Source organism: Streptomyces sp. NBC_01481 (genome assembly GCF_026339995.1).
Lineage (GTDB): Bacteria > Actinomycetota > Actinomycetes > Streptomycetales > Streptomycetaceae > Streptomyces.
This window is the reverse complement of record NZ_JAPEPT010000003.1, coordinates 651,784-677,680: the sequence shown is the minus strand read 5'-3', so window position 1 is coordinate 677,680 and position 25,897 is coordinate 651,784. Positions and strand designations below refer to the sequence as shown.

General features: G+C 69.3%; 23 protein-coding genes, 1 tRNA gene and 2 pseudogenes. 11 read left to right on the top strand and 15 right to left on the bottom strand.

Annotation, left to right across the window (positions count from 1 at the left end; all coding sequences use genetic code 11):
• Positions 1-5 precede the first annotated feature (5 nt).
• The 4 genes from OOK40_RS19580 (at position 6) to OOK40_RS19565 (ending at position 6,352) form a co-directional block, all read left to right on the top strand.
• The gene (locus OOK40_RS19580) at positions 6-242 is read left to right on the top strand and encodes a type A2 lantipeptide (protein ID WP_266483269.1); all 237 of its coding nucleotides are present in this window, start codon (positions 6-8) and stop codon (positions 240-242) included.
• A 143-nt stretch (positions 243-385) separates the two neighbouring features.
• Entirely contained in the window at positions 386-1,192 is an 807-nt protein-coding gene (locus OOK40_RS19575; protein ID WP_266483265.1) for an HlyD family efflux transporter periplasmic adaptor subunit, read from the top strand.
• Positions 1,189-3,459 (top strand): NHLP family bacteriocin export ABC transporter peptidase/permease/ATPase subunit, encoded by a 2,271-nt coding sequence (locus OOK40_RS19570; RefSeq protein ID WP_266483263.1) that lies wholly within the window; start codon positions 1,189-1,191, stop codon positions 3,457-3,459. The genes OOK40_RS19575 and OOK40_RS19570 overlap by 4 nt, the downstream gene beginning before the upstream one ends.
• A gap of 1 nt (position 3,460) precedes the next feature.
• On the top strand, positions 3,461-6,352 hold the full coding sequence (locus OOK40_RS19565) for an NHLP bacteriocin export ABC transporter permease/ATPase subunit (RefSeq protein ID WP_266483260.1): 2,892 nt from the start codon (positions 3,461-3,463) through the stop codon (positions 6,350-6,352).
• Positions 6,353-6,735: 383 nt separating this feature from the next.
• Here the strand turns inward: OOK40_RS19565 and OOK40_RS19560 are convergent, their stop codons facing one another.
• From OOK40_RS19560 to OOK40_RS19550, 3 genes are read right to left on the bottom strand one after another with little or no spacing between them, the layout of a single operon-like run.
• Entirely contained in the window at positions 6,736-7,524 is a 789-nt protein-coding gene (locus tag OOK40_RS19560; protein ID WP_266483258.1) for an ABC transporter ATP-binding protein, read from the bottom strand.
• Positions 7,521-8,417: a nitrate ABC transporter permease gene (ntrB, locus tag OOK40_RS19555; RefSeq protein ID WP_266483254.1), complete on the bottom strand. Its 897-nt coding sequence runs from the start codon at positions 8,415-8,417 to the stop codon at positions 7,521-7,523. Before ntrB ends, OOK40_RS19560 begins: the two co-directional genes overlap by 4 nt.
• Complete coding sequence (locus tag OOK40_RS19550) at positions 8,414-9,646, bottom strand: CmpA/NrtA family ABC transporter substrate-binding protein (protein WP_266483252.1); 1,233 nt, start codon at positions 9,644-9,646, stop codon at positions 8,414-8,416. Before OOK40_RS19550 ends, ntrB begins: the two co-directional genes overlap by 4 nt.
• A 226-nt stretch (positions 9,647-9,872) precedes the next feature.
• On the opposite strand from OOK40_RS19550, the pseudogene OOK40_RS19545 reads away from it, so the two are divergent.
• Positions 9,873-10,084, top strand: a pseudogene (locus OOK40_RS19545) (tetratricopeptide repeat protein); the annotation flags it as partial.
• Positions 10,085-10,182: 98 nt separating this feature from the next.
• On the opposite strand, the gene ribA reads toward OOK40_RS19545, so the two are convergent.
• Positions 10,183-10,833: a GTP cyclohydrolase II gene (gene ribA / locus OOK40_RS19540; protein ID WP_266483250.1), complete on the bottom strand. Its 651-nt coding sequence runs from the start codon at positions 10,831-10,833 to the stop codon at positions 10,183-10,185.
• Between the two features lie 125 nt (positions 10,834-10,958).
• Here ribA and OOK40_RS19535 point away from each other — a divergent pair, with 125 nt between their 5' ends.
• Together OOK40_RS19535 and OOK40_RS19530 are read left to right on the top strand one after the other, a co-directional pair.
• A complete protein-coding gene (locus OOK40_RS19535; RefSeq protein ID WP_266483247.1) occupies positions 10,959-11,708 on the top strand; it encodes a creatininase family protein in 750 nt (249 codons plus the stop codon).
• Positions 11,705-12,529: a RibD family protein gene (locus OOK40_RS19530; protein WP_266483245.1), complete on the top strand. Its 825-nt coding sequence runs from the start codon at positions 11,705-11,707 to the stop codon at positions 12,527-12,529. Before OOK40_RS19535 ends, OOK40_RS19530 begins: the two co-directional genes overlap by 4 nt.
• Positions 12,530-12,547: 18 nt before the next feature.
• Here the strand turns inward: OOK40_RS19530 and OOK40_RS19525 are convergent.
• From OOK40_RS19525 to OOK40_RS19505, 5 genes and pseudogenes are all read right to left on the bottom strand, one after another.
• Positions 12,548-13,456, bottom strand: a pseudogene (locus OOK40_RS19525) (lysylphosphatidylglycerol synthase transmembrane domain-containing protein); the annotation flags it as partial.
• Positions 13,453-14,292 carry a class I SAM-dependent methyltransferase gene (locus OOK40_RS19520; RefSeq protein ID WP_266483242.1) on the bottom strand — a complete coding sequence of 280 codons (840 nt, stop codon included), beginning with the start codon at positions 14,290-14,292 and terminating at the stop codon, positions 13,453-13,455. The pseudogene OOK40_RS19525 and the gene OOK40_RS19520, both read right to left, overlap by 4 nt.
• Positions 14,289-15,383, bottom strand: a complete 1,095-nt coding sequence (locus OOK40_RS19515) for a glycosyltransferase family 4 protein (protein ID WP_266483239.1) — start codon at positions 15,381-15,383, stop codon at positions 14,289-14,291. Before OOK40_RS19515 ends, OOK40_RS19520 begins: the two co-directional genes overlap by 4 nt.
• Positions 15,380-15,778, bottom strand: coding sequence for a 6-carboxytetrahydropterin synthase (locus OOK40_RS19510; protein ID WP_266483234.1), 399 nt, complete (start codon positions 15,776-15,778; stop codon positions 15,380-15,382). Before OOK40_RS19510 ends, OOK40_RS19515 begins: the two co-directional genes overlap by 4 nt.
• Positions 15,779-15,841: 63 nt before the next feature.
• Positions 15,842-16,819 carry a zinc-binding alcohol dehydrogenase gene (locus OOK40_RS19505; protein WP_266483231.1) on the bottom strand — a complete coding sequence of 326 codons (978 nt, stop codon included), beginning with the start codon at positions 16,817-16,819 and terminating at the stop codon, positions 15,842-15,844.
• 108 nt (positions 16,820-16,927) lie between these two features.
• Here OOK40_RS19505 and OOK40_RS19500 point away from each other — a divergent pair, with 108 nt between their 5' ends.
• A complete protein-coding gene (locus OOK40_RS19500; protein WP_266483228.1) occupies positions 16,928-17,749 on the top strand; it encodes a CDP-alcohol phosphatidyltransferase family protein in 822 nt (273 codons plus the stop codon).
• Here the strand turns inward: OOK40_RS19500 and OOK40_RS19495 are convergent.
• Complete coding sequence (locus OOK40_RS19495) at positions 17,707-17,892, bottom strand: DUF397 domain-containing protein (protein ID WP_266483226.1); 186 nt, start codon at positions 17,890-17,892, stop codon at positions 17,707-17,709. The two genes, OOK40_RS19500 and OOK40_RS19495, sit on opposite strands and share 43 nt — an antisense overlap.
• The gene (locus OOK40_RS19490) at positions 17,889-18,710 is read right to left on the bottom strand and encodes a helix-turn-helix transcriptional regulator (protein ID WP_266483224.1); all 822 of its coding nucleotides are present in this window, start codon (positions 18,708-18,710) and stop codon (positions 17,889-17,891) included. The genes OOK40_RS19495 and OOK40_RS19490 overlap by 4 nt, the downstream gene beginning before the upstream one ends.
• A 260-nt stretch (positions 18,711-18,970) precedes the next feature.
• On the opposite strand from OOK40_RS19490, the gene OOK40_RS19485 reads away from it, so the two are divergent.
• A complete protein-coding gene (locus tag OOK40_RS19485; RefSeq protein WP_266483222.1) occupies positions 18,971-20,800 on the top strand; it encodes a long-chain fatty acid--CoA ligase in 1,830 nt (609 codons plus the stop codon).
• A gap of 222 nt (positions 20,801-21,022) precedes the next feature.
• Positions 21,023-21,376 (top strand): DUF805 domain-containing protein, encoded by a 354-nt coding sequence (locus tag OOK40_RS19480; RefSeq protein WP_266483219.1) that lies wholly within the window; start codon positions 21,023-21,025, stop codon positions 21,374-21,376.
• A 95-nt stretch (positions 21,377-21,471) separates the two neighbouring features.
• Here OOK40_RS19480 and OOK40_RS19475 read toward each other — a convergent pair whose 3' ends face one another.
• From OOK40_RS19475 to OOK40_RS19465, 3 genes are all read right to left on the bottom strand, one after another.
• Positions 21,472-21,594 (bottom strand): hypothetical protein, encoded by a 123-nt coding sequence (locus tag OOK40_RS19475; protein ID WP_266484447.1) that lies wholly within the window; start codon positions 21,592-21,594, stop codon positions 21,472-21,474.
• Between the two features lie 27 nt (positions 21,595-21,621).
• Complete coding sequence (locus OOK40_RS19470; protein WP_266483216.1) at positions 21,622-22,317, bottom strand: TetR/AcrR family transcriptional regulator; 696 nt, start codon at positions 22,315-22,317, stop codon at positions 21,622-21,624.
• Between the two features lie 177 nt (positions 22,318-22,494).
• Positions 22,495-22,582 (bottom strand) — tRNA-Leu (locus tag OOK40_RS19465).
• A 185-nt stretch (positions 22,583-22,767) separates the two neighbouring features.
• On the opposite strand from OOK40_RS19465, the gene OOK40_RS19460 reads away from it, so the two are divergent.
• The gene (locus tag OOK40_RS19460; protein WP_266483214.1) at positions 22,768-24,072 is read left to right on the top strand and encodes a DUF2254 domain-containing protein; all 1,305 of its coding nucleotides are present in this window, start codon (positions 22,768-22,770) and stop codon (positions 24,070-24,072) included.
• A gap of 28 nt (positions 24,073-24,100) precedes the next feature.
• Here the strand turns inward: OOK40_RS19460 and OOK40_RS19455 are convergent, their stop codons facing one another.
• Positions 24,101-25,660 (bottom strand): aldehyde dehydrogenase family protein, encoded by a 1,560-nt coding sequence (locus OOK40_RS19455; protein WP_266483212.1) that lies wholly within the window; start codon positions 25,658-25,660, stop codon positions 24,101-24,103.
• Positions 25,661-25,897 lie beyond the last annotated feature (237 nt).

Here is a 25,897-nt window from a genome sequence, read left to right as displayed (position 1 = left end):
TCATCATGAACTCCACCCCCCAGGTTGAGACCCAGGTAATCTCCGACGCCGACCTGGACAACGTGTCCGGCGGCCTGGTGGGCCAGGCCGCGGGCGCCGTCCTCGGCACCGCCGACTCGCTCGTCCCCGTCTCCGGCATCGTCGACGCCGCGTCCGGCACCGTCGGCTCCCTGGTCGGTACCGCCGAGGGCGTCACCGGCCTGAACACCTCCGGCATCACGGGCCTGGCCGCCGGTCTCTGAGCCGGTTCTGTGCCGCCGGGCGGCACAGGCAGTTGCGGTGACTACGGCAAGTCGGCTTCCCCTCCCTGTCGACCGGCCGGGCCACGTGCCCCGGATCCCCCACGGGTCCGGGGCATTCGGTCGCCGCCCCCCGAGGAGTGTCCGTGCAGTTCCGCCAACAGGCCCTTTCCAAACTCCAGTCGCCCGAGGAAATCGATCTGCCGGTGCGTTTCGCCCGGCCGCGCGGCCGGCTTGTCCTCGCCGTCACGGTCGTCGTCATGATCGCCGCGGCCGTATGGGCCGCGACCGGCACCGTGACCTCGACCCTTCGCGCGCCCGGAATCCTCACACACGCCCAGGGCAGCTATGTCCTGCAGAGCCCCGTCTCGGGCCAGGTCACCGAGGTGCTTGCCGAAGAGGGCGCGAGGGTTCCCGCCAACGCTCCCCTGGTGAAGGTCCGTACGGCCCAGGGCAGCACCGTCGTCCGTACTATCGCCGCGGGCCGGCTGACAGCGCTGGTCACCACGATCGGCTCGGTGGTCACCACCGGAGCGGACATGGCGGCCGTCGAACGCGTCGAGAAGGCCGACGACCCCCTGATGGCGGTTCTGTATGTCCCTGCCGACAGCGCGTCCCCCGTGCGCGTGGGTGCGACGGTGGATCTCACGGTCCAGTCGGTGCCCACACAGCAGTACGGAGTGCTGCGCGGCCGGGTGAAGGCGGTCGGCCGGACCGCCCAGACCCGGCAGCGGATCACCGGCTTTCTCGGCAGCAGCCAGCTGGGCGAGCAGTTCTCCAAGGCGGGCCAGCCCGTCGAGGTCCTGGTCAGGCTCGATGCGTCGTCGGGCACCAAGTCCGGCTACTCCTGGTCCACTTCGCAGGGCCCTCCGTACGCCGTGGACTCCATGACCCTGGCCACCGGTTCCGTCCGCCTGGCCCAGCAGCATCCGATCGATTGGCTGCTTCCATGACCACGCAGCAGCAACTGCCGTCGGCGGGCCGAGGCCGGCACCGCCCGGAGAGCGCGCCCGCTCCGCGACGTGGCGGCGCTCGCCGGGGAGCGCCCAAGCCCAAGAAGCGGGTAAAGCAGAAGACCGTTCGCACGCCGACCGTGCTCCAGATGGAGGCTCTGGAGTGCGGCGCCGCCTCGCTCGCCATGGTGCTCGCGCACTACGGACGGCATGTGCCGCTGGAGGAACTGCGGATCGCGTGCGGAGTCTCGCGGGACGGTTCGCGGGCCAGCAACATCCTCAAGGCCGCGCGCAGTTACGGACTGCAGGCCACGGGCATGCAGATGGAACCCGCGGCACTCGCCGAGATGCGGGCGCCCGCGATCCTGTTCTGGGAGTTCAACCACTATGTCGTCTACGACGGCATGGGCGGGCGGTTCGGCCGCCGGGGCGTGCACATCAACGACCCCGACAAGGGCCGCCGCTTCGTGGCGACGGAGGACTTCGACACCAGCTTCACCGGTGTCGCCCTGATCTTCGAGCCCTCCGGCAGCTTCCGCCGCGGCGGCCGCAAGCCCGGGATCATGCGCGCGATGCCCGCGAGGCTGCGCGGCACGACGGGCACCCTGCTCGCGGCGCTGCTGGCGAGCCTGCTGCTCGTCGCGGTCGGCGCGGCGGTGCCCGCGCTGAGCCGTACGTACATCGACATGTTCCTGATCGGCAATCAGACCTCGCTGCTCGGACCGCTGTTCGCGTCGATGGCGGCGATGGTGGCGCTGACCGCGGTGCTGACCGGACTGCAACAGGCGAACCTGCTGCGCGGCCGCATCATCTCGTCCACGCTCAGCAGCGCCCGGTTCCTGCGGCACCTGCTGCGGCTGCCGGTCACCTTCTTCGCGCAGCGCAGCCCGGCCGATCTGGTCCAGCGCCTCCAGTCCAACGACGCGGTCGCCGAAACACTCGCCCGGGACCTCGCCGCGGCGGGCGTGGACGGCGTCGTCGTGATCCTCTACGCCCTCCTGCTGTGGACGTACGACCCTCAACTCACCGTCATCGGCATAGGGATCGCCCTGCTCAACGTGGTCGCGATGCGCATCGTGATCAGGCTGCGGGCCACCCACACCCAGAAGCTGCGCGCCGACAGCGCCAGGCTGACCAACACCTCGTACACCGGTCTTCAGCTCATCGAGACCATGAAGGCCACCGGCGGCGAGAGCGGATACTTCCGCCGCTGGGCGGGCCAGCACGCGACCACACTGGAGGAACAGCAGCGGCTCGGCGTGCCGAGCGCGTTCCTGGCCGTCGTCGCGCCGACCCTCGCGACAGTCAACAGCGCGCTGATCCTGTGGATCGGCGGTCTGCGGGCCGTGGAGGGCCATATCTCGATCGGTCTGCTCGTCGCCTTCCAGGCGCTGGTGACCCGCTTCACCGCGCCCATCACACGCCTCAACGGCGTCGCGGGCAGAATCCAGGACTTCGCCGCCGACGTGGCCCGCCTCAAGGACGTCGAGAGCTTCCCCGTGGACTCGCTCTACTCGCGCCGGGAGACCGACGCGCGTACACGCAGGCTGAAGGGCCATGTGTCCCTGGAGAACATCACCTTCGGCTACAGCCCGCTCGACAAGCCGCTGCTCAGCGACTTCTCCCTGACGGTCGGACCCGGCCGGCAGGTCGCGCTCGTCGGCGGGTCCGGCAGCGGCAAGTCCACCGTCTCGCGGTTGATCTCCGGTCTGTACAGCCCGTGGGAGGGGACGATCCGCATCGACGGGCAGCGACTCGAGGACATCTCCCGCAGCTCGCTTGCCGCATCGGTCTCCTTCGTCGACCAGGACGTCTTCCTCTTCGAGGGCACCGTCCGGGACAACGTGGCGCTGTGGGACCCCTCGATAGCGGACGACGCCGTCGTCACCGCCCTGAAGGACGCGGCACTCTACGACGTGATCGCACGGCGTCCCGACGGCATCCACAGCAGGGTCGAGCAGGACGGCCGCAACTTCTCCGGCGGGCAGCGGCAGCGACTCGAGATCGCCCGGGCACTGGTGCGGCGGCCCAGCATTCTGGTGCTCGACGAGGTGACGAGCGCCCTGGACGCCGAGACCGAGCGGATCATCATCGACAATCTGCGGCGCCGCGGGTGTGCCTGCGTCGTCATCGCCCACCGGCTGAGCACGGTGCGCGACAGCGACGAGATCGTGGTGCTCGACCACGGTTCGGTCGTCGAACGCGGCCGTCACGAGGACCTGGTGGCCGCCGGGGGCGCGTACGCCCAGCTGGTCAAGGAGCACTGACGTGGCATCCGTTCACCCGGCCGCGGTCGTGGGACCGGGCGAGAGCGACGCCGTGACCCATGCCCTGGGCGGCCTGGGCACGCCCGTCGACTGCACGGGCCTGCGCAGTCTGCCGCTGGAGGGGCCGCACGTGCTGTGGCTCGTCGTCGGCGGCACCCTGGATCTCTTCGCGGTCGACGCCGTCCAGCAGGGGCACTGGCACTTCCTCGGCCGCCTGGAAGCGGGCACCCTGCTGCTGGGCCCGGTCGAGGGCCCCCGGCACACCCTGCTCGGCAGGCCCTCGCAGGACTGTCTGCTGCGCCGGATCCCACTGCGGGAGCTGTACCGGCCGGAGTACAGCGGCGAGTACCCGGCGTACGGGTCCCAGTATCCGACGGGGTACGAGACGGGGTACGGGACCGGGTACGAGACGGGGTACGAGGCGCCGACCCCGCTGGAGCACGCCTTCGCCCTCGGCACCGGACGTGGCCTCGGCGTCCTGTTCCAGGCTCCGCTGGAGGGCCGGGCCACCGACGAGGCCATGGCCGACGACGACATCCTGTGGATGCCGGTCCCTTCCGGCAGTGTCCAGTACGGCGCGATGTACAGCGCGCAGGCCGCGGGCGATCTGCTCGTCGACGCCGCACTGTGGCAGCAGATGGTCAACCAGCAGTACCGGCTGCTGTCCGCGGTGGACCGCTGGATCGAAACCCTTGAGCGCGCCCACGAGGACCGTACGGCCGCAGGCATCAAGGCGGGCGAGACCGTCCGGGCCCGAGCCGACCAGGCGCTGCTGGCCTCCATCGGCAGGCCCGAGCGGGCCGGGCGGGCTTCCGCCGGAGCGGACGGGGCCGACGACGACGCGACCTTCGCCGTCTGCCGACGCGTCGCGGAAGCCGCCGGGATCACGCTCACCGAGCCGCCGAAGAGCGGCCCGGTCAACGACCGCATCAGTCCCGTCGAGCGGATCGCGACCGGCTCCCGGATCCGTACCCGCGCGGTCCGGCTGGAGGGACGCTGGTGGCGTACGAACACCGGTCCCCTGGTAGGCCATTGGGCCAAGTCCGGCGCCCCGGTCGCCCTTCTGTGGCGGCGTGGCCGCTACGAGGCGGTGAACCCGGCCTCCGGCCTGCGCATCCGGATCGGCGAGAACCAGGCGGAGGAACTCGAGCCGCGTGCCGTGATGTTCTACCGCCCGCTGCCGGAACGGCCCATGACCCCCTGGCGCCTCCTTCGCTTCAGCCTGCGCGGTGCCGCATCGGACGTACGCAATCTGGCGATCGGCGGACTGGTGACCGTCGCCCTCGGCGCGCTGGTGCCGATCGCGACCGGCCAGGTGCTCGGCGTGTACGTACCGACCGCCGAGAAGAGCCTCATCGTCCAGGTCGCCCTGGCCGTGATGATCGCCGGCATCGTCTCGGCCGCGTTCATGCTGCTGCAGAACCTCACGGTCCTGCGGATGGAGGGCCGTATGGAGAGCGCGCTCCAACCGGCTGTGTGGGACCGGCTGTTGCGGCTGCCGACCAGGTTCTTCACCGAGCGATCCACCGGGGAGCTGGCCAGTGCGGCGATGGGCGTCAGCGCCGTCCGGCGGCTGCTCTCCGGCATCGGCCCGGTGGCCCTGCAGGCGGGCACGGTCGGCGGGATGAACCTCGTACTGCTGCTCTGCTACAGCGTGCCGCTGGCGCTCACGGCCATCGCCATGCTCGTCGTCATCGGAGCCGTGTTCCTCGGGATGGGACTGTGGCAGCTGCGCTGGCAGCGGGAGCTGGTCGAACTCGGCAACAAACTCAACAACCAGGCCTTCCAGACCCTGCGCGGACTGCCCAAGCTGCGGGTCGCGGCGGCGGAGAGCTTCGCGTACGCCGCGTGGGCGCGGGAGTTCGCCCGCTCCCGGGAACTCCAGCAGCGGGCGGGGCGGATCAAGAACCTGACGACGGTCCTCGACGCGGTCTATCTGCCGCTCTGTTCGCTCACCATGTTCATGCTGCTGGCCGGTCCCGCGCGCGGGAGCATGTCGGCGGGTGAGTTCCTGACCTTCAACACCTCCGTGACCATGCTGCTGACCTCGGTCACCCAGCTGTCGGGGGTGCTGGTGTCGTCCGCCGCCGCACTGCCGATGTTCGAGCAGATCAGGCCGGTCTTCGACGAGGCCCCCGAGGTCCGCGGGGCCAGCGCCCAGCCCGGCACCCTGTCCGGCGGGATCGAGACCAGAAAGCTCAGCTTCCGCTACGCCGACGACGGCCCGCTCGTCCTCGACGACGTGTCCCTCCAGGTGCGGCCGGGCGAGTTCGTGGCGATCGTCGGCCCCAGCGGCTGCGGCAAGTCGACGCTGCTGCGCCTCCTCATCGGCTTCGACCGGCCGACCTCGGGCAGTGTCCTGTACGACGGCCAGGACTTGGCGGCCCTGGACCAGGCCGCCGTACGCCGCCAGTGCGGAGTCGTCCTGCAGAACGCACAGCCGCTGACCGGATCGATCCTGGACTGCATCTGCGGCACCGAGGCCTTCACCCAGGAAGAGGCCTGGGAGGCGGCCGAGATGGCGGGCCTGGCCGAGGACATCAGGCGCATGCCGATGGGCCTGCACACGATGATCGCGGGCGGCGGCGCGATATCGGGCGGCCAGCGCCAGCGCCTGATGATCGCCCAGGCCATCGTCCGCCGCCCCCGCATCCTCTTCTTCGACGAGGCCACGAGTGCGCTGGACAACGAGGCCCAGCGCATCGTGATCGAGTCCACCCGCCGCCTGAGCGCAAGCCGCGTCGTGATCGCCCACCGGCTCTCGACCGTGATGGACGCCGACCGCGTGATCGTGATGTCGGACGGCCGGATCGTGGAGCAGGGCCGGCCGTCCGATCTGCTCGCCCATGCGGGCGGGCATCTTCACGAACTCGTACGGCGCCAGATGACGTGATTCAACAGCAGTTCGGGACCGGGCTGGACCGGCGACGGTGCCCGATGCCGCGTTGTTCGGTGAGGTGGCCGCGGGCGGTGGTCTCAGCCCGCGTGGAGGCGACAAGGCTGAGACCACCACCCGCAGCCACCTCACCCCTAGGTCGTGTCTTCAAAGTCCCGTCTGCCTGGCGGCGTCTGGCACGCACGCTCGCTGCGTTGTCGTCAGTCGCCGACGCTCCGCGTGGGCTCCATCCTCCGCCTTGCGATCGCACGCACCAGACGCCGCCAGGCCCGCCCTTCGGGCGGACGACGCTACTTTGAAGACACTCCCCAGGGCCTGATCCAAACAACAGGCCCTAGATGGCTCGCCAGACGTGCACCGGCCCGGGGGACCGGCCGGGGCTATGCGGCCGCCGTGTTGTCGGCGAGCAGCAGGTCGGCCAACTGCTCCTGGGTACGGGCGTATGCCGGGTGGCTGGTGATCGTCGCGCGGTCCCGAGGACGCGGGATCGGCACCGGGATGATCGTGCGCACCGACGGCTGCGGCGGATTGGACATGACCACGATCCGGTCGGCGAGCAGAATGGCCTCATCGAGCCCGTGCGTGACCATGAGCACCTTCTCGGTCTCCGACTCGCTACCCCACAGCTCGACGAGTTGTTGCTGCAATCGCGAGCGGGTGAGCGCGTCCAGCGCACCGAACGGCTCGTCCAGCAGCAGAGTACGGGGTCCCACGGCGAAGGCCCTGGCGACCGCGGCGCGCTGAGCCATGCCGCCCGACACCTGGCCCGGGCGCTTGTCGCGGTGCTCCCACAGCCCGACGGCGGTCAGATACCGCTCGACCATGTCGTCGGCCTTTGTCCGGGACCAGTCCGGCCGTGCCGCGCGGACGGCTTCGCGCACATTCGCGAGAAGGCTCAGTCTGGGCAGCAGTGAGTAGTTCTGGAAGACCATCGCCCGTTCCGGACCCGGCCCCGTTACGGCCTGACCGTCCACGACGATCTCACCCGCATTTGGGCGGTCAAGTCCGCCGACCAGATTGAGCAGCGTCGACTTGCCGCAGCCCGAGTGGCCGATGAAGGAGACGAATTCCCCTTCCTCGACTGTCAGATCGATCCCTCGTAGAACGTGCTGAGCGGCTGATCCCCTTCGGCGGAACGACTTGTGCACCCCGCGGATCTCGACGGTCACGACTTAACCTCCTCGATGGCCACCTTGCGCGAGAGCCGTACGAGGATCGCGTCAAGGATCAGACCGACAAGACCGATGAGGACGATCGCGGCGACGACCGAGCTGAGGTTGCCGGCGTTGTACGAGTCCCACACGAAGAACCCGATCCCGGAATTGCCGGAGAGCATCTCGACCGCCACGATGACCATCCAGGCGATGCCCATCGACAGCCGCAGACCGGTGATGATCGACGGCAGGGCGTTCGGCACAAGCACATGCCTCAGGTAGGCGATGCGACCGAAGCGGAAGACCCGCGCGACATTGCGGTGATCGTGAGGGATGTCCGCCGCACCGGCCGCGGTGTTGATGAGCGTGGGCCACAGCGCGGTAATGAAGATCACGAATATCGAGGCCTGGGAAGCGTCCTTGAACACGGCCAGCCAGATCGGAAACCAGGCCAGCGGCGACACGGGACGCAGCACCTGCACCACCGGGTTGAATGCCAGCCAGGCCCGGCGGCTCGCGCCGAGGAGCAGCCCTGCCAGTACCCCGACCACGGCGGCCAGAGCGAAGCCGGTGAACACCCGCTGCAGCGAGGTGGCCAGCTGAAGACCTACCCCCTTGTCGTTCGGGCCGTTGTCGTAGAACGGATCCCCCAGGAGGTCGACCAGCGTCCGTGCCCCGTCGAGCGGGGCCGGGACGTCGGTGGACCGGGATGCGGCCAGCTGCCACAGCAGCACCACGATTGCAGTACCGAGCACGGCCCATCCGATGCCGCGGCCCAGCTCGGCAAGCCGACTCCCCCAACCGCCGCTGATGGGCGACCGGGAGGCGGCGGGGGGGCCGGGCGGCTCGGGCTGGGCATCCGTCTCAGCCGGTTCTGCCCGGTCCGTATGCGTCAGCGAGCTCGTCATGGCCGCTTCGCCTCCTCCTGCGGCTTCTTGGGGTCGAACATCGTGCCGTCGAGCTTCACGTGGAACGGGCTCATATCGTCTGCCGGGACATCGATGCCCTCCTTGGCGGCGACCTCCTCGTAGAGGTCGCGCAGGATGATCTCGTCAGCGATCTTGGTGTACGGAGGCGCCTCCTTGAGGAGCCCGAAGCGCTGGTACTGGCTCATGAACCAGATCGCGTGCCCGCGCCGGGGCGCGCAGGTCTGTCCGTCGCGGAAGAACATCATCTGGTCGCCGCTGAACTTCTTCTCGCCCAGGTCCGCCCCCAGCTCGTAGCTGCCGAGCAGTCGGCCCTCGATCTCCTTGGCCGGTGCCTTCACGTACTGAGGGGCGCCGATCGTCGTCGCCGCCTTGGCCCGGTTGTCCAAGTCGTCGAGCCACTTGCACGCCTTGAGGACGGCCCCCATCACATCGGCCAGGACGTCCTTCTTCTCCGCGGCGAACTTGGCGCCCGCGACCAGGGCCTTCTCCGGGTGGTGCTGCCAGATGTCCTGGGTCGTGATGTGGGTGAAGCCTATGTCCTGCTTGACGGCGACGGCGTTCCAGGGCTCGCCGACGCAGTAGCCGTCCATGTTGCCGACCTTCATGTTGGCGACCATCTGCGGCGGCGGGATCGGAACGATCTTGACCTTCGAGGAATCGGCCTTGGTCGCCTTGAGCCAGTAGCGCAGCCAGGTGTCGTGCGTACCACCGGGGAAGGTCATGGCCAGGGTCGGGGACTTCTTCTCAAGGAGTGCCTTGGCGGCCTTCAGGTCCGCGTAGCCGGCGTCGGCGAAGTCCTTCTTGAGGGTGATGGCCTGGCCGTTGTTGTTCAGCACCATGGCGATCTTGAGGTCGGTGGAACCCTTGCCCGCGATCTTCGTTGCAACGGACAGAGGGAGGCTGAAGAGGGCATGTGCGGCATCGATCTGCCCATTGAGCAGGTTGTCCCGGGTGGCGGGCCAAGATGCCTGCTTGATCAATTCAACATTGAGGTCACGCTCGGCGAAGTACCCGAGTTCCTCCGCCATCACCAGGGGCGCACAGTCGGTCAACGCGATGAATCCAAGTCGCACGGTACGGCCGGGCTTGGCTGATGAGGACTTCTTGTCGGCCGATCCACACGCGGTGAGCGCGCTGCCGAGCGAGGCGGTAAGGGCGGCTGTTCCAGAGAGGCGGAGGAAGCCTCTACGCCCGAGGTTGTTTTCCATGGCCAGAAGGTATGGGTGCCCGGCGACGGTGGAATTGCGCGTATGTCAAGGACGCAAATCACACATCTCGCAGTCCCGTGGGCACGCAGTGTGAGGTGGACGAAACGAGCCGGAGCCTTCCAGAGCACGCTCCGGCGCCGGGAGAAGGCGGGGTCTTGTCCCCCACACCGGGCGGCCTGCCGACGCCTCGCGCGAGCATCAGCAGGTGCCGATCACCCCGGCACACCTCGCAGCCCTCCGGGAAATGGCCTACGCGCTGGGCCAGTTGGGCCGCCACTTCGAGGCACATCAGATGTGCACCACAGTGCGCTCGACGCGCGGGAGCGCGCCATGGGCCCCGACCACCCGGACACCTTGCGCTGCCGTCACAGCCTCGCGTTCAGCCTGTTCGGGCTCGGGCGCCCGGAAGACCCGTACCGCATGGCGCGCGATACAGCGATCTCCTGCGCGGCCAGGCCGCCGCCGGTCGTGGTGCAATCGGCATTTTCACGCCACCTTGCCAACCACGGTCGGCGGCTGACCACACGGCCTCGAGACTAGTCGGCCACGCCGTCCAGGTGCGGCAGATAATGATCGAGGCGGTCCCGCTTGGTCCAGAGATAGGACCTGTTCTCCGCGCGCGGCGGTATCAGCAGGGGTACCAGATCGGCGATCTTGATGCCGTGCCGCAGCAGCGCCTCGCGCTTGAGCGGGTTGTTCGACAGCAGCCGCACCGACTGGACGCCGAGATCGTGCAGGATGTCCGCCGCCACCTGGTAGTCGCGGGCGTCGACGGGGAGCCCGAGGGCGATGTTCGCCTCGACCGTGTCGAGGCCCTCCGCCTGGAGCTTCATCGCCCGGAGTTTGGCCAGCAGGCCGATTCCGCGCCCCTCATGGCCCTGGAGGTACACGAGAATGCCGTGCCCTTCCTGCACGATGGCGCCCAGCGCGGCGGACAGTTGATCGCCGCACTCGCAGTGTTTGGAACCGAAGACATCTCCGGTCAGACACTCCGAATGCACGCGGGTAAGCGCTCCTTCTCGCTCGACATCGCCGAATACCAGCACCATTTGTTCCTCGCCGCTATTGCGGTCCAGGTAGCCGATCGCGACGAAATCGCCGTGCACGGTGGACAGTTGGACATCCACCACTCGTTCGACACCTGATGGACGAACACTTCCGCGGAACGCGCCATCACTTTCTGTCATGCGCCCGATCCTATCTGGCAGACTGCGGGTGGTGTGAGGGAAAATGACGAAGGGCACAACTGGGCGCCCGATTCATCACGTTCGACCATCGGCGCGCAGAGCGAACGACGAAAGGCCGGAAAGACATGAGCAGTTCGGGAACGCCACGGCAGGCAGCGGGACTGTTGCCGTCGCACTCCACGGAGGATGTGAGGGCCGAGGGGGCCGACATCGCCATCCTTCCCATCGGCAGCTTCGAGCAGCACGGTGCGTACCTTCCCTTGGTGACCGACACGGTCGTCGCCTGCACCATCGCGCGTGAGGTCGCCGCAGCTCATCCGGTACTCCACCTTCCTCCGCTGACCGTCTCCTGCTCCCACGAGCATGCCGCCTGGCCGGGCACCGTCAGTATTTCCGCCGCGACCCTCAACGCGGTGGTACGGGACATCGCCGACTCGCTGAGCCGGTCCGGTATCGGCGCCCTCATTCTGCTCAACGGCCACGGCGGAAATTACGTACTGCGCAATGTGGTTCAGGAATCCGAGAGCAACGGTATCCGCATGGCGCTTTTCCCGGGCACGGCGGACTGGGACGCCGCCCGGGCAAGAGCCGGTGTGCAGACCCCGTCGCACAGCGATATGCACGCGGGCGAAGTGGAGACTTCCATCCTGTTGCACGCGCATCCCGAACTCGTCCGCCCCGGCTTTGAGACATCCGATTTCCTTGCCGACGAGCGTAAGCATCTCCTCACTCTCGGTATGGAGGCATACACGGACTCCGGAGTCATCGGCCGTCCGTCCATGGCATCCGCCGACAAGGGAAAGGAACTGCTGGCCTCGCTTGTCGAATCCTTCGGTGAGTACGTCTCGCTGCTCTCCGGGCGGGGGACGCGATGAGCGGCCCCGGTGGTGTGCTGGACGCGGCGGAGGCCTGGAAGCGGCTGCGAGCCGTACGGTCCGGGGCGGACGCGGAGGCCGCGGGACTGGTCCTGGACCCGAAGAGCGGCGGGCGCTGGACGCAGGACGCCTCGCCCGAGGCCGAGTGGCTCGCGGAGCGCTATCTGCCGCTGTGCCTGGCCGGTCCGCGCGTGGCATTCGCGCAGCTCGGGCAGAGCCTGGACGGTTTCATCGCGACCCGTACCGGCGACGCCGACTATGTCACCGGCGAGGAGGACCGCAGCCATCTGCACCATCTGCGTGCCCTGGCCGACGCGGTGGTCGTCGGGGCGGGCACGGCCGTTGCGGACGATCCTCAGCTGACCGTGCGTGCCTGCGCCGGGGCCAACCCGGTGCGCGTCATTCTCGATCCGCGCGGCCGGGTGCCGCTGGGGCGCCGGGTGTTCACCGATGGGTCAGCCCCCACTCTGTGGGTGGTGGGCGCCGGCAGTGGCCGCGACAAGGCCGTCCCCGACGGTGTCGAGGTTCTGACCCTGCCGGACCAGGACGCGTTCGCCCCGGGGCGCCTGCTGGACTCGCTCGCGCGACGCGGCCTCGGCCGGGTGCTGGTCGAGGGCGGCGGCGTCACCGTGTCGCGCTTCCTTCACGAGCAGGCGCTGCACCGGCTGTACGTCACCGTGGCGCCGGTCCTGATCGGTGACGGCATCCCCGGGCTGCGCTTCGCCGGACAGCCGGTGATGCGCGACGCGCTTCGCCCACCGGTCCGACGCGCCTTCCTCGGCGAGGACACGCTCTTCGAGTTCGACCTGCGGGCGACGTAGACGGGCGAGCCAGGGGCCGAGGAGCACGCCGATACCGGGCAGGCTTGCGGCGAAGGTGAGGACTCCGTAGACCACGGCGACGGTCAGGCCCTGGGCGGCGCCCAGTCCGGCGGCGCCGAAGGCCCAGGCGGTGACGCCTTCCCTCGGCCCCCAGCCACCGACGTTCAGCGGCAGCGCCATGGCGAGCAGAGCGAGCACCATCAGGGGAGCCAACTGGGCGAACGGAGCCGTTGACCCCGCTGCCCGGGCGGCGAGCAGGAACATGCCCAGATGCCCCGCCAGCACCGCGACGGACGAGATCACCACTCCCGGCCAGCTGGCGCGGGCAAGCAGTCCGAGGCGTGCTTCGGCCAGCGCGGTGCGGGTCGCCCGGTGCCATCGCGAGGTGCCGGGCTTCCCGCGCCGCCGGACGGCGACCGTGATCATCAGCGCGCCGACGACGGCGACGGCCGCGGCGAAAACCGGCACGGTGGCGAGGTTGCGGGCCGCTGTCAGCGCCGGGGACGGCTGGACGAGCAGCACCACCCCGCCGACGGCGATGAGGACGACCTGACCCGCGGTCCGTTCGAGGACGACCGCGCGGACGCCCCGGCCGATGTCACCGGTGTTCTGCCCGTGCCGTACCGCGCGGTGCACATCGCCGAGTACGCCACCGGGCAGCGCCGCGTTCAGGAACAGGGCCCGGTAGTAGTCGGCGACGGCGCTGCCCAGCGGCAACCGGATGTCCATGCCGCGGGCCACCAGGCGCCAGCGCCAGGCGCTGAACACGGTGGTGAGCAGGCCCAGCCCGAGGGCGGCCAGAAGTGTCGGTCCGTCAATCCTGCGGAGTCCGTCCAGGAAGGCGCCGGTGCCAAGACGCCACACCAGCACGGCCAGGATGCCCGCTCCGGCGAGCGTGCCGATGCGGGCCCTCGTCCGCCCGCTCATGAATTTCCGCCCGTCGCGCTGGGCAGTGCCAGCAGATCGCTGTGCTGCACCACCACTGTCAACTCGCCCGCCGCGCAAGCCGCCAGGCGGCGGCGCAGATACGCCTGGGCGCGGGGTGCCAGGGAGGGGCGCTGCTCGCAGGCGGCGCCGACCCAGCCGCGCAGCCACTGTGCCGTCAGCAGCGCGTCGTCGGCGCCGAGCTGCCAGGGGCTGGCGTGCATCCGTACCGTCGCGCCCTGCCGTACGAAGGCTTCGGCGGCGAACGTGACGGCGTCGGGCCCCAGTCGACCCTCGCGTTGCTGGTGTTCGTTGAAGGCTTCGGCGATCTGGTCGTCCAGCGGCTCGGCCGGTGTCAGCTCGACGCGCCCCACCACGGACAGCGCCAGCAGCGCCGGGCAACGGGCCCCTGCGCAGGCCCGGGCGAGCGCCGTCACCTCGTCCCGGGTGAGTACGTCCAGCAGCGCGGAGGCCGTCACCAGCGAGGCACTGGCCAGGAGGTCAGCCGTCAGGTGGGCGATGTCGCCGCGTTCCGTGGTGACCGTGACGCCGCTGCCGTCGGCTGCCGTACGGGGAGTGTGAGCGGCCGCCAGGCGGAGGAGTTCGGGGTCGTGGTCGTGCAGGATCCAGTGCTGGGGGCCGGGGAGCCTGGGTGCGAGCCAGCGCCCCATGGAGCCGGTGCCGCAGCCGAGATCGCGGATCACCAGACCGCCGGCCTTGTGGTCCGCCAGCCGGTCTCGCAGCGGATCGAGGAGTTCGGTCGCGCGGGCGGCGGCGTCGGCGCCCTCCCGCAGCTCGAGCCACTCGGGGGCGTAACGGGGTGCGTCGGTCGTATTCACGCGGCCCTCCGGGGATCGAGTCGGACGTGTTCCAGAGCGCCCGCCAGATTGCGGGCCGTGGTCTCCCACCCGTCCAGCGCGGCGCGCCGGGCACCCGCGGCCGCCCTCAGCCGACGGCGCAGGGCGGGGTCGCCGAACCAGCGGCGCAGCGCCGTCGCGAGCGCCCCGGCGTCTTCCGACCGTACGAGCAGGCCCGGCACAGTGCCGTCGGGCGCGTGCCCGACGGCCTCCGGGAGCCCGCCGACGGTCGTTGCCAGTACGGGAATGCCGCGGGCGAGCGCCTCGGTCACCGCCATGCCGTACGTCTCCGCGTACGAGGTGAGCACCAGGAGGTCGGCATCGGCGTAGGTCGCGTCCAGCTCCGCGCCGCTCTGCGGCCCGACGAGGTGCACCCGGCCGTCGAGGCCGGACTTTTCGATCAGGGCGCGCAGTTGGGCGACGTATGCGGGGTCCTGGCCGAGGCCTCCGGCGCACACGAGCGTCCAGGGCAGGTCCGCGACGTCGGCCAGAGCCTCCACCAGCCGGAGCTGCCCCTTGCGCGGGGTCACCGAGGCGACGCAGACCAGCCGCGAGGCGCCGTCGGTGCCGGAGGCCTGGGGCCCGATGTCGGCGCCGGGGGCCGCGACATGGACCCGGCCGGGGTCGAGCCCGTGGTGGGCCACAAGCCTGCGGGCCGCCCATTCGCTGGTCGCCACGACCGCGGGCACGGAACGCAGGGTCCTGCGCTCCAGAGCGTCGAGCTCGGTCACCCGCGATGGTGCGAGCCCTGTCTCGTCGCCCAGCGGCAGGTGCACCAGTACCGCGATGCGCAGCCGTCCGGTCTCGGGGACGACGATGTCGGGAACGGCGCAGGCGACGAGTCCGTCGAGGAGGACGACGGCGCCGTCCGCGGCCCTGGCCAGGATGCGGGCCAGCTCGGCCCGGGCGTCCGCTCCGGGCTGCGGCCAGCTGCCCGCGACGGTGTGCTCGCGGACCTGCCAGCCGGTGCCGGGCAGGTCCCGGCACAGGCGGCGGTCGTAGACGTTGCCGCCACTGGGCGCGGCCGGATCGTCGACCCCGCCCGGCATGACGATGTGCACCGAGCGGCTCATAGCGATCGCTCGTAACTCGCCCAGGCGACATGCGACTCATGCAGGGTGACCGTGATCCCGGCCAGGCCGCGGGCGCCCTCGCCCAGGGCCCCCGCGTGCACCCGGTCCGCGAGGCGGTCGGCGATGACCTTGGCCAGGAATTCCGTACTGGTGTTGATGCCGGCGAAGTCGGGGTCGTCGTCGAGATTGCGGTAGTTCAGCTCGCCCACGACGGTGCCGAGTTCCTGGGTGGCCAGGCCGATGTCGACGACGATGTTGTCCGCGTCCAGTTCGGGGCGGCGGAAGGTGGCGTCCACGAGGAACGTAGCTCCGTGCAGGCGCTGCGCGGGTCCGAAAACCTCCCCGCTGAAGCTGTGAGCAATCATGATGTGATCACGGACGGTGATGCTGAACAAAGGACGACCCTCCAGGTGCGGTGGCACATCTGACCTGTAGTACGGCCGAACGGTCCGCCCTGTTCAGCGGTCGTACCGTACGCGCAGACACAACCCCGGAAGATCGCCCGAAGCAAGCCTCGGCAGCACATCCGGCAACTCGTCGAAAGCACACTCCGCAGTGATCAGCGCATCGAAGGCGGGATCGGCGAGCAGATCGAGCGCGAGAACGAGCCGGTCGTCGAAGGTCCGGCGCGAACCCCTGGCCGGGGACACCGTGCCGACCTGGCTGCTGCGTACAACGAGGCGGCGGGAGTGGAAGGCCTCCCCCAGCGGCAGGCTGATGCGCCGGTCTCCGTACCAGCTCAGTTCGAGGACCGTGCCCTCCGGAGCGAGGAGTTCCAGTGAGCGCGCCAGTCCTTCCTCGGTGGCACTGGCGTGGACTACGAGATCGCAGTCGCCTGCGGCCTCCTCGGGGAGCGCGAAGTCGACGCCGAGCGCCCTGGCGATGTCCGCCCGCGCGGGATTGGCGTCGACGAGCTGGACGCGGACGGCGGGGAACCGCGCGAGTACGGCGGCGACACTCGCGCCGACCATGCCCGCGCCCACGACTGCGATGCGGTCGCCGAGCATCGGTGCCGCGTCCCACACGGCGTTCACCGCCGTCTCCACCGTCCCGGCCAGCACCGCCCGGGAGGCGGGGACGCTGTCCGGCACTGGAGTGACGGCACCGGCGGGGACCACGAACCGCGTCTGGTGCGGATAGAGGCTGAAGACCGTACGGCCTACCAACTCCCGCGGCCCCTCCTCCACAAGACCCACGTTGAGATAGCCGTACTTGACTGGCCCGGGGAAGTCGCCTTCCTGGAACGGCGCGCGCATCACGCCGTACTGGCTCTCCGGCACACCCCCGCGGAAGACAAGGGTCTCGGTGCCGCGACTCACGCCGGAAAAGAGCGTGCGCACCAGCACTTCGCCGGCGGCGGGGTCCGGAAGGGCGACCTCCCGGACCTCGCCGTGGCCGGGAGAGCGGAGCCAGAAGGCACGGGCGACGCGCTGCATCGGCGTCCTCCTGAACGATCGCGCGGTGATTAACGTACTGGTCACTGAAGCCGCGGCCACGGTACGCGGGAATGATCGACTCTGTCACTCACCCGGAGGTTGCGCACGGTGGCCTTGAACAACGCGTACGACATGAGGCCGCTGCGGCACGAGACGGCTGTGGGAGCGGGCGCACAGCTCGCCCTGCTGGGTCTGCTCGGCATGGTGATCGGCCTGGGGCCCGCGGGCTGGCTGACGGGCCTGGCCTTCGGGGTCGCCACCTGGGCGGCCCTGACCCGCGCCCTGCGCCGCTCCTGGCTCGAGTCCTTCGGACCGGCCAATCGTGTGACCCTGGCCCGCGCGACGCTCGTCGGCGGCGTGACAGCGCTGGTCGCGGACTCCTTCGAAAGCCCGCCCCCGGTCACGGTCCTGGTCGCCCTCACCACGGTCGCCCTGATCCTCGACGCGGTCGACGGCAAGGTCGCCCGGCACACCGGCACGTCGTCCCCGCTGGGGGCACGCTTCGACATGGAGGTCGACGCGTTCCTCATCCTGGTGCTCAGCATCTACGTCGCCATGTCCCTGGGCCCCTGGGTGCTCCTGATCGGCACCATGCGCTACGCGTTCGTCGCGGTGGCGCGGGTCCTGCCGTGGCTCAACGGAACCCTGCCGCCGAGCACGGCCCGCAAGACGGTGGCGGCGCTGCAGGGGATCGTGCTGCTGGTGGTGGGCGCGGGGATCCTGCCGGTCCTGCCTGCCTTCGCGGCGGTACTTGTGGCACTGATGTTGCTGGTGTGGTCCTTCGGACGGGACATCAGGTGGCTGTGGCAGGTGCGGGACGGGGAGGCGGCTACGGACGTCAGCCGGTCGCCCGACCTGTCCCCCGCCTCCAACCGCCCGCAGGCGCTTCAGACTCCGGCGAACTCGATGAATGCGACCCACGCAGCCTGAGAAACCGCGAACCGCGGCCCGTCCTTCTCCTTGGAGTCACGGACGTGGACGGCGTCCGGTCGGCACGCGACCTCTACGCAGCTGTCACCCTGGGAACCGCTGTAGCTGCTCTTGAACCAGTCCAGCTTGTCGTTGGTGCTCATCGCGCTCCTCGCATCCGCTGCAACAGCTCCGCCGAGTCCGCTGGGGACAGGGCCTGTGAGCGCATCTTGGCATAGCGCATCTGCATCAGGCTGACGTCTTTCGGGCCAGAGTTCAGCTGTCCGGTCTGCTGGCCCTCCGAGTAGCCCAGCCACTTGTTGTCGGGCGTCTCCAGGAGCTGCATCGGGCCGTCCGTACCAGCGTGATACGGCTGCCGCAGCGGCATGATCTGCAGCTCGACATTCCACAACTCGGCGCAGGCGATGAGGTGGTCGAGGAGTTCCCGTGTGACACCCTCACCGCCGGTGTGCCGCAGCAGCACCGACTCCTCGACGATGAAGCTGAACGCGATCGGTGGCGTACGGGTCAACAGCTCCTGCCGCTCCATGCGCGCGGCGATCCGCTCCACGACCTCCGCCTCGGTGGGCGGCGGTGGGACGTTGAGCATCACGGCACGCGCGTACGCCTCGGTCTGCAACAGACCGGGCATCACCCGGCATTCGTATGTGCAGAGGCTGACGGCCGCGGACTCCAACTGGGCCCACAGCCGGAACCACGCGGCCAGACCCGGCCGCCGCGACACATGTTGGGCCACCGCCCGCAGCACGCCGAACGAGTCCAGTGCCTCCTCCGCCCGCTCGACGAAATCACCGGGCGGCATGCGCCGCCCCTGCTCGATCGAGGCAACGCACGCATGCGAATAGCAGACCAGCGGCGCAAGCTGCTCCTGCGTGAGCGAGGCCCGTTCACGGAAGACCTTGAGGACGGCTCCGAACGCCTTGAGGCTGTCGGACTGTTCGGGTGCACTGCTGTTCGCCATGGGTGGCGACCCCCTTGTCGCGCTTGTCGCACTCGTTGCACCTGTACAACGACCCCATGTTCACGTTGGGTTACTCGTACCGTCCAGAGGGTGAGGTCGTACAGCACGCCTGCGTACGGGCAGCCGCCCACGCAAGGCGCTGGTGCAGAGCGCCACCTGCTGATGTGTCCGAAAGCTAGGCAGCAACTACTCCCTGCATGTACCTTTCGCTCCCTATGTTGCACAGCGCGGCGCCCCAACACGGGGAAGGGAAGGGCGATATGCAAGGAAACGGTCCTCCCCTCCGTACCGAACGGCTTCGGTCAGGCGGCCTCGCCGACTCGGTGTACAAGACCGCCGAGCGCGACCCCTCCCTGGTGCAGCTCTCCCGACTGACCGACATGCGGCCGGAGACCTGGGAACCGGTCAGCGCGCAGCAGTTCCGCGACGACGTGATGGCCGTGGCCAAGGGATTCCTGGCCAACGGCATCCGCTTCGGCGACCGGGTCGCGCTCATGTCCCGTACCCGCTACGAGTGGACGGTTCTGGCGTACGCACTGTGGTCCATCGGCGTCGAGATCATTCCCGTCTACCCCACGTCGTCCATCGAGCAGGTGCGCTGGATCCTGTACGACGCCCAGGTCCGGGCCATCGTCGTCGAGCACGAGAACCATGCGATGACCGTGGCGGCGGCCACTGACACCGAGACGCCGCTGTTCGCGATCTGGCAGATGGACCTGGGCTGTGTGGAGTCCCTGATGGACCAGGGCATCGATGTGGACGACGAATTGATTCACCGTCACCGCGCTGCCGTGATGTCCGACCAGGTCGCCGCGATCAGCTACACCTCCGGCACCACCGCCACTCCCAAGGGCTGCCTCATCACGCACGCCAATCTGGCCGCGGAGTGCGACATCCTCCTCGAAGGCTGGGGCGGGATCCTCGCCGAGCCCGGCGTGCAGCCGTCGATCCTCAACTTCCTTCCCGTCGCGCACATTTACGGGCTGGCGGTCGTCGTCTGCTGTCTGCGCGGCGGCATCCGGCTCGGCCACCAGCCCGATCTGACACCCGAGACGCTGCTCCCGGCCCTGGCCACCTTCCGGCCGACGTTCCTGTTCGCCGTCCCGTACATCTTCGAGAAGATCTTCCACAAGGCCCGCCGCGCCGCCGAGGACGCGGGCAACGTCAGCCTCTTCGACAAGGCCGCCGCCGTCGCGGTGCGCTACGCCGAAGCCGTGGAACGCCACGCCACCGGCTCGGGCCACGGCCCGAGCCCGTCGCTGAAGGTCCTGCACTCGGTGTACGACCGCCTGGTGTACGGCAAACTGCGCGCCGTCCTGGGCGGCCAGGTGCGCAACGCGGTCTCCGGCGGCTCCACGCTCCGCAGGGAACTGGGGCTCTTCTTCGCGGGCACGGGTATCACGGTCTACGACGGCTACGGCCTCACCGAAACCTCCGGCGCGATCACGGCCCAGCCCCCGGGAGCGGTCCGTTTCGGCACCGTGGGCCGCCCGATCCCCGGCTCCGCGGTACACATCGCGGACGACGGTGAGGTATGGGTCCGCGGCGACACGGTCTTCGCCGGATACCTCAACAACCCCAAGGCCACCGAGGCGGTCCTGCGCGACGGCTGGTTCGCCACCGGCGACATGGGCCATCTCGACGACGAGGGCTACCTCGTCATCACGGGCCGCAAGAAGGACATCATCATCACCAGCGGCGGCAAGAGCGTGGCCCCCCTCCCCCTGGAGGAACAGCTGCGCCACCACCCACTGATCTCGCAGTGCCTGGTCGTGGGCGACGACCAGCCCTACATCGCGGCCCTGATCACGGTGGACCCGGAGGCGCTGGCGCACTGGCAGAGCCTCAAGGGCAAGCAGCCGGCGGACGTCTCCGCGATGACGGACGACGAGGAGCTCCGGGCCCAGATCCAGCGGGCGATCTCGCGGGCGAACACCCGGGTCTCGAGGGCGGAATCCATCCGGGCGTTCCGGATCCTACCGAACGAGTTCAGTCAGGACGACGGCCTGATGACGCCGACACTGAAGCTCAAGCGACGAGCGATTACAGGGGCGTACGCGGCGGACATCGACGCGCTGTACATGCGCTGAGGCGGGTGTGGCGTCAGTTGAGCGACCTGAGTTCCGGAGCGAACGGAACCAGTCAGCATCATGCGCTGCAGGTCGGCTCACCGGAACCGAAGGAACCGCCGCTCACGCCGCTGATCAATCGTCACAGGTAACGGTTTGACCCGCTCACTTCAAGCCACTACCTTCTGCGCACCGGCTTGCTCCAAGAGGACAGGCCCCATCGCGGTCCTTTGGGGGGACGCAGTGAACTGGTACGTGGACGTACTCAAGAAATATGCGGTATTCAGCGGGCGTGCGCGCCGGCAGGAATTCTGGATGTTCACCCTTTTCAGCGCCGTCATCAGCCTCGTGCTGATGGTCCTCGACCGGGTGCTGGGCACCAGCTTCCTCCAGCTGATCTACGTGGTCGGCGTGTTCCTCCCGAGCCTCGGCGTCACGATCCGCCGACTGCACGACACGGACCGCTCGGGCTGGTGGGTCCTCTTCGGGCTGGTCCCGCTGGTGGGCTTCATCACCCTGGTGGTCTTCCTGGCCACCGAGGGCAAGTCGCACGACAACGCGCACGGCCCGGACCCGAAGGCCGTCGCGGCCTTCTGACGCTGACACCCCGACCGGCGGGACCGCTCCCTGCCGACCGGTGGACTCACCGTCCGCCCGATTGCCCGTCAGCCCCGGCTGACGGGCAATCGTCGTCATGCGCGGTACTGGACGGTGCGCCCCACGGCGCCGTCGCCCGTGGGGTGGCCGACGGCGATGCTTCCACCGTTGACGTTGAGCCCGTCGGGGTCGATGCCGAGCCGGTCACGGCAGCGCAGCTTCGGCGCCGACCGGTCCCTCGTGGATCAGCCGGTCCAGCGAGACTCGCCAGAAGCTTTCGCGATGGCGGGGTTTGTCACCATGCCGAGGGCCAACTCGGCGTAGAACTCACCAAGTTGCTCGGGCGAGTCCGGACCGTCGAGCCGGTACCAGCGGACGAGGTCGACCGCCAGGGACAGCATGGCCCGCACGACCCGGTTCACGTCGACCTTCACGAAGGAACCGTCCGCGATACCCCGAAGGACTGCCTTCCGGAACACTTCGGTGGTCTGCTGACGGATGCCGAGCACCTCCTCGTAGTGCTCCGGGGTGAGGGAGAACATCTCGTACTGGTTGACCCGGCCGGCCACATGGTGGCGGGCGTGCCAGGCCACGAATCGCGAGAAGACCGACCGGAGATGCGCCGCCGCGTCAGGGTCCTCGGGGCCCTGCAGTGCCGCGAGGGCCCGCTCGTGTCCGAACCGGGAGATCGTGAACAGCACGTCCTCCTTCGAGGCGAAATGGACGTACAGCGAGGCTGGGCTCAACTTGGCGCCCGCCGTGATGTCCCTCGTCCTGGTGGCCTGGAAGCCCTTCGCCGCGAAGCATCGCACCGCTGAGGTGAGCATGCTCTGGCCCACCTCACTGAACCCCTGCCCCCACAGCGTCGGCGACTCGTCCTCGAGCCGGGCATCACGCGCCTCTTCCGCATGGGACAAACCGGAGCGCTCCGCGACCGACATCCTGTCTCCTCCACCACAGGCCCCGAACCGCAGAGCCCGTACTCCCGTGACCACACACTGGCCATCCATATTAGTGACTATGCGCTCAGCCACGGACCTGGCTGCCCTTGCGGCAGGGAACATGCAACGAGGGCCGCAACCCTAAGGTCGCGGCCCTCATCGCCGTATTGTCATTGATGGTGTCCGAGGGGGGACTTGAACCCCCACGCCCGATAAAGGGCACTAGCACCTCAAGCTAGCGCGTCTGCCATTCCGCCACCCGGACAAGGTGACCGCGGTCTCCCGCGGCGACAGGGACAACAATACCAGGGGTTTGAAGCGCCCCTCACCTATATATCCGGTGGTCAGCGGGGTGCCGGAAGCTCGATGAGAGCCCGTTTCCCGCACCCACCAGGCACAGCTACCGCGTGTACCCGTACGCCTGCGCACCGTAACGCTACCGTCGGCTGCGTGAGTGATCGCAGCTATCGACGACCCCGCGTCCTCTCGCAACTGCGCGAGCATCTGCGGGACACCTTCTGGTTCGCGCCGACCGCGGGGCTGGTCTGCGTCCTCGTGCTGTGGGGTGTGGCCGCGGAGCTGGATGCGGAGATCATCTCGTCTCTGCAGGACCAGCAGGAGTACGAGATCATCAAGGATCTCATCGAGCTCGCCAATGATGCCAAGACGATCGTCACCACGATCAGCTCGGCAATGATGACCTTCATCGGCGTCGTCTTCAGCATCTCGCTGGTGGCCGTCCAGATGGCGAGCGGGCAGCTCACTCCCCGCGTGGTGCGGATCTTCGTACGGAGCCGGATCACCAAGGCCACCTTCACGGTGTTCCTGGCGACGTTTCTGCTGTCGCTGCTGGTGCTGACTTCGTTCGAGAGCAAAACCGATCCGCGCCTCGTCACCTCGGTGCCGTTCGTGCAGGGCGTGCTGACCATGGTGATGGTCGGGCTGAGCGTGCTGCTCTTCATCGCCTTCGTGACGTCGATGCTGCGGCTGATGCAGGTCGGGCCCGTCGTCGACCGCATCGCCCGGGAGGCCATGCACGCGGTGGTGAGACAGCCGGGCGGTGAGCGGGAACCGGCACCGCTCGCGGTGGAGAGTGCGTGGGTTCCGTACAACGGGCGGGCCGGGGTGCTGCGGGATGTGAATGTCGCGCGGCTCGTACGGATCGCGAGGCGGCAGGGGGTCGTGCTGCGGCTGATCCCCCGGATCGGGGACTTCGTCGTGCCGGGGACGCCGATGCTGGCGGTGCACGGGACGGCGGAGCTCTCGCGGCGAGCGTTGAGTTACACCGTGTCCGTGGGGGTCGAGCGGACCTTTCCTCAGGATCTCGGGTTCGGGCTGCGGCAGTTGTCGGACATCGCGCTGCGCGCCCTGTCCGCCGCCGTGAACGATCCGACGACCGCGGTGCAGTGTCTGGACCGGATCGTGCAGTTCCTGACCGTGGTGGCGAAGAAACCGCTCGGGGCGGTGCACCACCGGGACGGCAAGGGCGAGGTGCGGCTGGTGCAGGACGTGCCCGGGTGGACCGATCTCGTGGATCTCGCTCTCGCCGAGGTACGGCTGCACTCGGCGGGCAATCCACAGGTCAGCCGACGGCTGTTGGCCGGAATCGACGATCTGCTGCTGATCGCGCCCGAGGAGCGGAAGGAACCGTTGATCAGGCATCGTGCGCTGCTGGTTCAGGCGGTGGAGCGGACCGTGCCCGAGGCGGCCGAGCGGGAGTTCGCGCTCCTGCCCGACCGCCAGGGGATCGGCTGAGGCATCACGGACTTACGGACTTACGGACTTACGGCATCAGGTGGTAGTCGGGGAAGTTGCCCGGCAACCGCTCCCCCGCCGGACCGTCGGTCACGGCCCGCACCAGCAGTTCGCCGCCGACGAAGGCACCGCGCCACGACGCCCCGAAGCCGCCGAAGAGTTCGTCGCGGTCGCCGCGCGAGCGGGGCTTGCCCTGGCCGACCTTGAAGGCGCGGATCTGCGGGGCCAGACGCTCGTACGTCTCCGGGTCGTCGGTCGACAGGGTCGCCACGAGCGCGCCGTTGGAGGCGTTCATCGCGGCGAGCAGTTCGGCCTCCGTGTCGACGAGGACGATCGTGTCGACCGGGCCGAACGGCTCCGCGTGGTGCAGGGGCGAGGAGGGCGGCGGGCCCAGGAGCGTCACCGGCGGGACATACGCCGAGGTGTCCTGGCCGGACAGGAACGCGCCGTCGGACAGCGTGCCCCGGTGCAGCGGCACAGCCCCGCGGTCGATCGCCTCGGCGACCTGGTCGCCCAGTTCCTTGGCCTTCGCCGCGTTGATCAGCGGGCCGAAGTCGAGGTTCGGCAGCGGGTCGGACGCTTTCTCGACGGCAAGGGGGTGCCCCGTACGGATGGAGCGTACGGCGGGCAGGTAGGCCGCCAGGAAGTCGGCGAACAGCTCGCGCTGGACGACGAATCGCGGGTATGCGGTGCAGCGCTGCTTGCCGTAGTCGAAGAGCTTGGGGATCACGGCGGTGAGTGAGTCCCAGTCGCTGAAGTTCCACAGGCCCCAGGTGTTCAGGCCCTCCTGCTCCAGGATGTGCCGCTTGCCGAGGTCGGCGACCGCGGTGGCGATACGGGCCCCGGTGTCGCGGCCGCCGACGAAGGAGACGCAGCCGATCTCCGGGGAGCGGACCAGCGCTTCGGAGAGCTGGCCGCCGCTGCCGCTGACCAAAGTGATCGGGATGCCCTCGCGGGCGGCGAGCGCGGAGGCCAGGGTGAGGCAGGCGACGCCGCCGTCGGTCGGGGTCTTGGCGATGACCGCGTTGCCCGCCAGTGCCTGCACCAGCATGGCGTGGACCAGCACGGACATCGGGTAGTTCCAGCTGGCGATGTTGGAGACCGGGCCGGGCAGCGGAGTGCGGCCCTGAAGCATCGGCTCGATGCCGTCGACGTACCAGCGCACGCCATCGATCGCACGGTCGACGTCGGCCTGGGCGAGCCGCCACGGCTTACCGATCTCCCAGACCAGCAACAGGGCCAGCAGCTCGCGGTGTTCGGTGAGGGCGTCGAGCGCGGCACCGACGCGGGCCCTGCGCTCTTCGAGGGGGACGTGCCGCCAGGCGCGGTGCTGGTCGAGCGATGCGCGTACCGCCTGTTGGGCGGTCTCGGCGTCCAGGCGCGGCGGGCCCGCGATGGGGCTGCCGTCGACGGGGCTGGTGGCGGACAAGGCGCTGCCGTCGGCCTGCCACTGCGCGGACCAGAGGTTGAGCACGCGCTCGTCCCGGAAGGCCTCGGGGGCGACGGCGAGAGCGCGCTGCCAGGCGTCGGACCAGGCGGTGCCGGGCTTGAGGATGAGGGTGGATGCTGCGGTGAGGGTGGGTGCCATGAAGGTGGTCTCCGCTCGAAAGGGGGCGGGAGGGGCCGGACGGTGGGCCATGAGTGTGTGGCACGCACTCGGCGTCATTGGGCGGTGACGCCAACGGGACCACGGAGTGCGGGACTGCGTCAACGCGGCCGCGTCACGACGTCAGCGGGACGTCAACGCGACCGCGTGGCCCTGTCAGTGAGGTCGGCGATGTGCGCCGCGCCGATGCCGACGTCGGACGAGAAACCTATGTCCCGC